The following is an 8417-nucleotide window of genomic DNA, read 5'->3' as shown; positions in this document are numbered from 1 at the left end:
GCTCCGCCCCCTCCCTGTCCGTCCCGCCCCGCCGCCGTCGCGGCCGTGGCCTGGCCGCCGTCACGGCGGTCCTCGTCGGCGGCACGCTTGCCGTCCCCGTCGCCGTGTCCGCAGCCCCGGCCGCGGATGAGCTCACCGCCCTGGAGAGCGACGTGCTCGGCGCGGTCGCCAACGCCGACTTCTCCGGCGTCTACGACTTCGACCGCGGGCGCGTCACCGAGCAGGTGCCCCAGGTGGACGTGGCCGTCATCGAGCTCGACGAGCAGGGCCGGATCCGCGACAGGGCGAACGTCCTGGTCAGCCGCGACTACCCCGACGGCGTCGTCGCGCCGATCGACGACTCGCTGTCGTCGAGCTCCGTGCGCTGGCAGCGCTGGGAGCAGAACCGCTTCGACGGCTCAGGCGTCTACGGCGAGGGCACGGACATCATCCCCGGCCGGGAGGACGCGCCGCTGCGCTACATGTCCACGTACCCGGCCTCGCTGCTCAAGTCGATGGCGGCCTTCGGCCTGGTCTTCCTCAGCGACCACGGAGCGATCGACCTCGAGGCCGACTACACCTTCGACGGCGTGACCAAGCCGATCCAGCAGTGGACCTCGGAGATGATCCGCATGTCCAACAACACCTCCTCGCAGGCGATGATCAAGATGCTGCACGAGGTTCGCTACGAGGGCCAGACCGGCATCGAGTTCCTCAACGACGAACTGCAGCGCCTTGGCCTGACCACCCTGCAGCTGCAGGGGACCAGCGCGACGACGGGCGGGGGCTGGTCCAACGGCGGCGTGTCGATGACCTCCTTCGACACGGCCAGGCTCGACCTCATCCTCGATGGCGGAAGCGGGGGAGTGCTCTGGACCACGGACGCCGGCGTCGACGTCGCCTCCGACGTGCTCAGCGAGGAGGGCAGGGACTGGCTGCTGGACATCTGGAGCGGCAGCGCCTACCACTGGATGCTCGACACCGGGAACTTCTGCGGCTGGACCACGCCGTACACGGGCGAGAGCCAGTACCCCGCCGTCGGCATCCCCGCCGTGGTCCCCGAGTCCTCGCTCAAGGCCGACGGCACCTCGACCATCGCGTGGGCCGGCTCGCCGTTCGCCTCGATCGACGTCCGCCCCTGCAATGAGACCGCCGAGGTGACCTACTACAACAAGTACGGTCTCACCTACAACGCCGGCTCCGACGCGGGCATCGTCCGCTCGCTCGAGGGCAAGGACTTCCGGCACTACATCATCGCCGTGACCAGCAACCTCGGCTACCGCTACGGCGACGAGGAGCTCGCCGCGACGGGGAACGCCTGCCTGAGCAACGAGAGCAGCTTCTGCTACACCGACCGTTTCCCCGTGCTCGCCGGGACCATCGACGCGGCCATCGCCGCGCGCGGTGCGGCGGGACCGGTCGAGACGCCGGAGCCCACCGCCACGCCGGAGCCGACCGTGAGCCCGGAGCCGACACCGTCGGCGACGTCCGTGCCCACGTCGACGGCGACCCCCGGCAGCGGGGGAGAGGGCAGCGGCGCCGACCCGTCGGAGGCGTCCGGTTCCGACGCGGCGTCCGGCTCGGACGGCGGGCAGGCCACCGGCTCGGAGGCGGGTGCGGCGGACGACGGCTCGCTCGCGGCGACCGGTTCGGACGCGGCGACCGCTCTCACGGTGCTCGCCCTTCTCGCGCTCGGCGGTGGCGCGCTCGCGCTCACCCTCACGCGGCGCAGGCGGACCGCAGGGGAGTGACCCGTCGTGCCCTTCCCCGCGGCGTGGCCTCGGGGAAGGGCACGGTCGTCCCCGCGTCGGCGGCCGACGCGCTCGGCGGCGGTCGCCGACGCCGTGCTCAGGAGGGCGGCAGGGCCGCGTCGACGATCGTCCGCAGCCTGGCACCGGTGTGCGGGCAGTCCGTGGGGTCGTCCGCGGGGCACTCGCGCAGGTGCTCGAGCGTTCGCGCGGCGTCCTGGAGGCCGGCGATCCGTCGTTCGATCCCGGTGAGCTGCTCGGCGATGAGGGCGTGCCGTTCGGACGAGTGGTCCATCCGCATGACGCGACGGGTGTCGGTCACCCCGAGCCCGGCGTCGCGATGCCAGAGCAGGGCGTACGCGAGTGTGCGCAGAGCGTCCCTGTCGTAGTGCCTGACCCGGCCGATACGGGTGGTCGCGGAGATCAGCCCGCGCTCCTCGTAGAACCGCAGCGTCGCAACGCTCAGGCCGAACGCCTCGGCGACCTCGGTGATGGAGTGCAGGCCATCGGCGGTCACGGGCTCCTCCTCGGGGCGGAACGTTCGCCGCGCTCCACTTGCGCTCAAGCGTACATGAGCGTGCAGGATTCTCGGGTCCGTGATCCCCACGAAAGGCCCCGATGCCCACGCCCCGCGCCCGCGCAGCGCTTCTGCTCTCCTCCGTCGTCCTGCTCAGCCTGAACAGTCGTGCCCCATTCGGGCAGCCGGGGCCGCTGGCGCCGCTGGCCGGGTGGGACGGGGCGGTCGTCGGAATGCTCGGGGTGCTTCCCCCGCTGGGAATGGCGGTCAGCGCCGGCCTCGTGCCCTGGCTGCTCCGTCGGGTCTCCGCCGACCGCCTGCTGCTCTGGTCAACGGTGACGGCTCTGCTCGGCGCAGCGATCCGGCCGTGGGGCACCGGCGGGCTCGTCGCGGGCACCCTCGTCGCCGCCCTCGCGATCGGAGGGGGGAACGTGCTGATCCCCGTGCTGATCCGGACCCGCTACTCGTCGCGCGACTCCGGGCGGATGTTCGGTGTGTACGGCGCGATGATGGGCGTCGGATCGGCCGTCATCGCCGGGTCGGCGGTTCCCGTCGCCACGGCGACCGGGAGCTGGGAGGCGGCGATAGCGACCGCCGTCCTCCCCGCGGCGGCAGCCGTCGTCGGAGCGGCCTGGGTCAGGGTGCACGGCGGCGAGCACGCCGGGGTCGGCGCACCGCCCGGCGACGGGGATGACGCTGAGGTCGCCGTGCCCGGAGCGCTCGGCCACCCGCACGGCGCGGCGGCGGGCCGGGCACCGAGCGCCCGTTCCCGCACACCCGTCTGGCGAAGCGCCGCGGGCTGGAGCGCACTGCTGTTCTTCGGGGTTCAGAGCGTCCTCTTCTACGCGCTTCTGGCCTGGCTCCCCTCGGTGCTCATCGCGGCGGGCCTCACCGCGGCGCAGGCAGGCACCGGTCAGAGCATCCTCATCGCGGGGGTCGCCCTCGGTGGCGGTCTCGCGCCGATTCACGCGGGGCGACGACGCAGCCAGCTGGGCACGATGCTGGCCATCGCGGTCACCTCCCTGCTCGGCATCCTCGTCATCCTGACCGTTCCGTCGGCCCCGCTCCTGCTCGGTCTCGGAGTCCCCCTGCTCGGGATCGGCCTGGGGGGAGGGCAGGCGCTTCCCGCGCTCATCTACAGCCGCCGCGGCCGAGACGCCGGGCACACGGCCGCGCTGTCCTCGTTCGCCCAGACGGGCGGCTTCGCGCTCGCCGCCGTCGGCGCGCCCCTGGTCGGCGCGGTGCACGCGGCGTCCGGATCGTGGACACCCGTGCTGTGGTTGCTGATCGGAGTGTGCTGCGCCTCCCCGATTCTCGGCTGGCGTGCCGCCCGCCCGGACGCGCACAGATGATCGCTCGTGTCGCACATCGACCCGATGCGAGAATGGGCGCATGCGTGAGATCGATGTGACAGAACTGGCCGCACTCGGCGACGGGGCCGTCATCGTCGACGTGAGGGAGCCGGACGAGCTGCAGCGTGTCCGCCTGGCCAGCGCCGTGTCGATCCCCCTGAGCCGCTTCCTCGAGTCCGTGGGCGAACTGCCCGACGCCGAACCGCTGTACGTGCTCTGCCACTCCGGTGGGCGGAGCGCGCGCGTCGCCGCATACCTGGAGCAGAGCGGCCGTGAGGCCGTCAACGTTCGCGGCGGCATCACCGCCTGGGCGGAGGCCGGCCTGCCGGTCGTGCGGGACGAGACACCCGACGCCTGATCGGTCGCCGGCCGGAGGCCTCGTCGGGGTCGTGGGGCGTACGCGTCGGCCTCAGGCGGAGACGACGATGCGGACGCCGTCGTCGTCGACGAGCACTGCCTGGTCGTCGCGCAGCAGCGTCAGCGGGTAGTCGCGGCCGTACTCGCCGACGATGCGGTCGATGAGCGGCGCCGGGTAGGGCGGGAGAGCGCCGTCGGCGTGCGGTACGACGACGGTGTCGACGAGGCCGAGCCCGTCGCGCGTGGTCAGTCCCTCACCGAGCGCCGGGTCGTCCATCAGGCTGAGCGGTTCGAGGCTGCGCCCGGTGACGATCGATCCCGCGCTCGAGCCGATGTAGGGCAGCCCGGCGCGGACCAGTGCGGTGAGGACGGTGTCCCCTCCGGTTCGGCGCAGCGCCGCGAGGAGCGCGAAGCTCTCCCCGCCGCAGACGTACACCGCGTCGAGCCCGGCCAGTGCGGCGGCGACGGCCTCGGCATCGGGCAGGGAGCCGACGGTGATGTCGGTGATCGCGGCCCCGAAGCGGCCGAGCGCTGCATGCTCCGCCGCGACGAAGGGCGCGCCCGCGTGGGGGACCGCGGCGTCGTCGATGTAGCCGATGCGGGTCGCGGCCCTGTCCGTGCCGACGGTGGCGTCGAGGAAGCCGGGGACGGCACCGGTGCCGAGGGAGAGGAGGAGAAGGCGCACGCCTCGAGCCTAGGGGAGCACCGGCGCGGATGGGTCGTCCGGTGCGTGGTCCGTCCGGTGCGCGGTCCGCTCAGTCCGCGTCGAGCGCGGGCCGGACCACGCGGGTCCAGAGCATCGTGACGGCCGAGGCGCCCAGGACCAGGAGCGCCGCCGCGCCGAGGACGATCGGCACCCACGCGGACGAGGTCGGGGCGAGCAGGAGCGCCGCGCCGCCGGCGCAGAGGAGGCCGAGCAGCAGCCAGCGTCGGCGGGACCACCGCCACAGCTCCAGCCCGTCGAGGCCGGGCAGCGGCAGCATGCCGACCGCGGCCGAGCCGAGCGCCGCCGAGGCGGTGAGCACGGCCGTCTCCGTGGCCAGCGTCCCCGCGGACGACGGGAACGACTGGAGCAGCACGGCGACGGCGACGGCCGCCGCGCCGAGGACGAGCAGCACCACGGGGCGTCGGAGCGCCAGCCGTCGCCGGTCCGCGGCCGCGACCACCGGGGCGGTCTGCACGGCGGCGAGCAGAACGAACAGCACCGGGGGCTCGGTCCCGGTGGCCCGGCTGAGGACGGCCGTCGCCGCCAGGAGCACGAGCCCGACGACGCTGACGCGGAGCACCGGTTCGGCCCCGCCGCGCCCGCCGAGCGAGCGTAGCGCGGTCAGCAGCGATGCCGCGTTCACGATGACGGTCGCGATGAGCGCTGCGGTCAGCACGCGGGTCCACGTCGGCTCGACCACCTGCGGCAGGCTGAGGTACACCGCACCTGCCGCCGCCGACACGAGGACGCCGAGGCCGAGACCGCCGAGCCCTGCCGTCATCGCGTGCCGTGGCCGGCGCCCGATGGCTGCACGCGGTGCGTGGGCGCCGGAACCGGACGGGAGCGCGGCGAGGAGGGGGCGCCGGAGCGCGGTGAGGGCGCCGACGGCGAGAAGAAGCGCGAGGGCGATCACCAGCGGGGCGCCGCCCCCGGCCCAGATGCTCTGCGCGGTGAGCATCGAGGCGACGGGGCTCGGGCCCTCGTCGTCTCCGCCCTGCTCCGGCCCGGCGGGGGATGTGCCGTCCTCGCCCGGCGCGCCGGGGGTCGAGCTCTGCCCGTCCTCCGGCTCGTCACTGGTGTCCTGACCCTCCGGCGGTGCGGTCGGGCTCGGGGTCGCCGGGTTCTCCGGCCGGGCCGTGTCCTCGGGCGTGGCCGTCTCATCGTCCGTGTCCGGGCTCGCGGTCGGGTCCTGGGCGAAGCTGATCGTCACGGCGGTGGAGGGCGTCGAGGTCATCCCCGCCTCGGTGCGCTGGCTGGCGCTCAGCCGGAAGTCGCCGCCGGGCCCGCCCCCGTCGATGGTGCAGCTCCACGAGCCGTCGTCGGCGACCGGAGCGCTGCACGCCACGCCCTCGTGGTCGGCGTTGCCATAGCCGACGGTCACCGTGGCGCCCGGTACACCGGTTCCGGACGCCCTCGTTCCGGAGGCGGGGACGACGGCGCCGTCGCGCGGAGCCCGGAGCTCCGGAGCCGCGGGCCGCTCCGACTCCAGGCGTGTGGTCACCTCCGCGCTCCGTGCGGACACCGGTTTCGTGCCGAAGGGGGCGGTCTGGGTGGCACTCAGCCGGTAGCTGCCAGCGGGCAGCCCGAGCTCCTCGAGCGAGACCACCCAGCTGCCGTCCGAGCCGACCGTGGCCGTGACCGTCGAGGACCCGTTGATCGTGACCGTCACCGTCGCGCCCGGGTATCCGCGTCCGCCGATGATGCCGAAGGCGGCGACCGGGGCGGGGTTGATGCTCGGGGCGGCGATGAAGGACACGCTCGTCGACGCCTCGCTCGTGGTGCCGGCCGCATCTCGCTGGGTGGCACCGATCCGGATGCTGTCACCGCTCGGCAGCCCCCGCAGCTCGCACCGGTAGGAGGACTCGTCGCCGTCCCTGATGCAGGAGGGCTCGGTCGCGTCCCCGATCCGGATGTGCACGGTCGCGCCGGGCGCCTTGTCCCCGGTGACGGTCACCCGGCCGTCGGGGGTGGGGTCGCCGTGGTCGATGGTGACGGGCCGCGAGGACTCCTCGGGAGGGGTCGTCGAGCTCGTGGACTCCTCTGAACCGGGGGAGGGGGAGGGAGCGGCCTGCGCGACACCGCCGCCGGGGAGCCCAGCGCCGAGCACGAGCCCGATCGTCAGCGCCGCCGCGAGCCCGAGCGCGACAAGACGGGGGCGAGAGGTCGTTCGCGGCCCGAATCCGGGTTCCGCAGACTCCCCACCCACCCCTGCGCCCCGTGGATGGGGGAATGCACCGCTGACGCGAGAATCCACAGTGCACTCATTCCAACCCAGTTCCGGCTTCAGGTCAACGACCGCGGCCGGATGATGTCGGACCGGGTCCGGAAACGTTCGCGGCCGACACGCGCCGGGAGGACGCCACCCGGCGTCCACGAGGGGGCAGAGTGGGGACGTGACGCGGAACTGGACGAACTGGGGAAGGACCCAGCGGAGTGCCCCCTCCCGCGTCGAACGGCCCGCGGACGTCGGCGAGCTGCAGCGCGTCGTCGCCGCCGCAGCCGCCGCGCGCACCCCCGTGAAGGTCGTCGGCTCGGGGCACTCGTTCAGCGGCGTCGCGACGCCGGTCGACCGCATCGGCGTGCAGCTCGACCTCGGCGCCCTGAGCGGTCTCATCAGCGTCGACAGGGACCGCCGCACGGCCACCTTCCCCGCCGCGACGCCGCTTCACCGCGTCTCCGCGGCGCTCGCCGCCGAGGGACTCGCGCTCGACAACCTCGGCGACATCGACGTCCAGACGCTTGCGGGGGCGACCGCGACGGGGACGCACGGGACGGGACTCGGCCACCCCGGCCTCGCGGCGATGGTCGCGGCACTGACGCTCGTGACCGCCGACGGCGAGCGGATCCGTGTCGGAGAGGACGACCATCCCGAGCTGCTGCCCCTGCTCGCGCTCGGCCTCGGCGCGTTCGGCGTCGTGGACACCATCACCCTGCGCTGCGTGCCCCGCTTCCTGCTGCGGGCCACGGAGACGGTCGAGCCCTTCGCCGGGGCCGTCGGCTCGGCGCTGGCGCGAGCGGAGACCGCCGATCACCTCGAGTTCCTCTGGTTCCCCCACACCGACGACGTCATCGTCAAGACCCTGGAGCGTCGACCGGCCGACGAGCCCGTCGACGCACCCGCGCCCCTCGCCCGCTGGAGCAACGACATCGTGATGCAGAACGGCGCTCTCGCTCTCGCGTGCGGGCTCGCGACCCTCCGGCCGGCGTGGACGGCGAGGATCAACACGACGGCGACGGCCCTGCACAGCACCAGGGAGTACACGGACCGCTCGGACCGGGTGTTCGCGAGCCCGCGACTCGTGCGGTTCCGCGAGATGGAGTACGCCGTCCCCGCCGAGCGCGTCACCGAGGCGGTCGAGGCGGTGCGCCGGGTCATCGAGGAGAACGACTGGCGGATCTCGTTCCCCGTCGAGGTGCGCTTCGCCGCGGCCGACGGGCTCTGGCTCTCGACCGCGTCCGGCCGGCGGACGGCCTACATCGCGGTGCACCGCCACCTCCGTGACGAGCACGAGGACTACTTCGCCGCCGTCGAGGAGCGCCTCGTCGCGCTGGGCGGCCGTCCGCACTGGGGAAAGCTGCATGGAAGGAGCGCGGCGCAGCTCCGCGCGAGCTACCCGCGCCTTCCGGACGCACTCGCCGTCAGGGACCGCCTGGACCCCGAGCGTGTGTTCGGCAACCCCGAGCTGACCCGCATCCTCGGCGACTAGGGCGTGTCTCCTAATAGGGTCGCCCAGGTGAGGCAGGCGTGGAGGACGGCT

Annotated in this window: 6 protein-coding genes and 1 pseudogene; 4 read left to right on the top strand and 3 right to left on the bottom strand. The window is 73.8% G+C overall.

Annotated features, from left to right (window positions below):
* Positions 1-1730: pseudogene (locus tag FM119_RS13930) on the top strand (hypothetical protein); the annotation flags it as partial.
* A gap of 97 nt (positions 1731-1827) precedes the next feature.
* Here FM119_RS13930 and FM119_RS11915 read toward each other — a convergent pair.
* On the bottom strand, positions 1828-2244 hold the full coding sequence (locus FM119_RS11915) for a MerR family transcriptional regulator (protein ID WP_087138377.1): 417 nt from the start codon (positions 2242-2244) through the stop codon (positions 1828-1830).
* Positions 2245-2345: 101 nt separating this feature from the next.
* On the opposite strand from FM119_RS11915, the gene FM119_RS11910 reads away from it, so the two are divergent.
* Positions 2346-3596 carry an MFS transporter gene (locus tag FM119_RS11910; protein ID WP_087138376.1) on the top strand — a complete coding sequence of 417 codons (1251 nt, stop codon included), beginning with the start codon at positions 2346-2348 and terminating at the stop codon, positions 3594-3596.
* A 40-nt stretch (positions 3597-3636) separates the two neighbouring features.
* Positions 3637-3954 (top strand): rhodanese-like domain-containing protein, encoded by a 318-nt coding sequence (locus tag FM119_RS11905; RefSeq protein ID WP_179205327.1) that lies wholly within the window; start codon positions 3637-3639, stop codon positions 3952-3954.
* Positions 3955-4005: 51 nt separating this feature from the next.
* Here FM119_RS11905 and FM119_RS11900 read toward each other — a convergent pair whose 3' ends face one another.
* Positions 4006-4638, bottom strand: coding sequence for a Type 1 glutamine amidotransferase-like domain-containing protein (locus FM119_RS11900; RefSeq protein WP_087138375.1), 633 nt, complete (start codon positions 4636-4638; stop codon positions 4006-4008).
* A gap of 70 nt (positions 4639-4708) precedes the next feature.
* Positions 4709-6766, bottom strand: coding sequence for a hypothetical protein (locus FM119_RS11895; RefSeq protein ID WP_087138374.1), 2058 nt, complete (start codon positions 6764-6766; stop codon positions 4709-4711).
* A 286-nt stretch (positions 6767-7052) separates the two neighbouring features.
* Between FM119_RS11895 and FM119_RS11890 the strand changes: the two genes are divergently transcribed.
* Positions 7053-8366 carry a D-arabinono-1,4-lactone oxidase gene (locus FM119_RS11890; RefSeq protein ID WP_087138373.1) on the top strand — a complete coding sequence of 438 codons (1314 nt, stop codon included), beginning with the start codon at positions 7053-7055 and terminating at the stop codon, positions 8364-8366.
* Positions 8367-8417 lie beyond the last annotated feature (51 nt).

The organism is Mycetocola reblochoni REB411 (assembly GCF_900163835.1).
Classification (GTDB): Bacteria; Actinomycetota; Actinomycetes; order Actinomycetales; family Microbacteriaceae; genus Mycetocola_B; species Mycetocola_B reblochoni.
Note: the sequence above shows the minus strand (reverse complement) of the source record. Positions and strands in the feature narration are given on the sequence as shown.